At 64.3% G+C, this 586-nt stretch carries 1 protein-coding gene; it reads left to right on the forward strand.

Annotated elements, in window-relative coordinates:
- Positions 1-586, forward strand: a 586-nt coding sequence (gene tssI / locus KVQ74_RS29795; RefSeq protein WP_217834834.1) for a type VI secretion system tip protein TssI/VgrG, incomplete at both ends; no start/stop codon positions are given.

Raw genomic sequence — 586 nt, forward strand, 5'->3', positions numbered from 1 at the left:
TTACGACTTCGAAAAACCGAAGATCCTGCCCGAAGGAGCGGTCAAGTCCCCGTTCATGCCGGATCTGGAAGACTACGACTACCCTGGCCGCTTCACCACCCGCGAGCGCGGCAAGCTGCTGTCAACCCGAGCCCTGGAGCGCCATCGCAGCGACTACACGCTGGTCGAGGGCAAGGGCGACGAGCCGACCCTGACCAGCGGCCACTTCATGACCCTGGCCGAACACCCGCGCGCCGAATGGAATGATTTGTGGCTGCTGCTCGAAGTCCTGCACGAAGGCAAACAGCCGCAGGTACTCGGCGAAAACGTCACCAGCGACGTCACCGACAACAAAAGCGATTTCCACCAGGGCTACCGCAACAGCTTCCTCGCCACCCCGTGGGACGCGCACTACCGCCCGGCCCTCGAACACCCGAAACCGAAAGTCCTTGGCAGCCAGACCGCCATCGTCACCGGCCCGGCCGGTGAGGAAATCCACTGCGACCAGTACGGCCGCATCAAAGTGCAGTTCCACTGGGACCGCGACGGTCAGGCCAACGACCAGACCACTTGCTGGCTGCGCGTCGCCAGCGGCTGGGCCGGCAGC

The organism is Pseudomonas botevensis, assembly GCF_019145475.1.
GTDB lineage: Bacteria > Pseudomonadota > Gammaproteobacteria > Pseudomonadales > Pseudomonadaceae > Aquipseudomonas > Aquipseudomonas botevensis.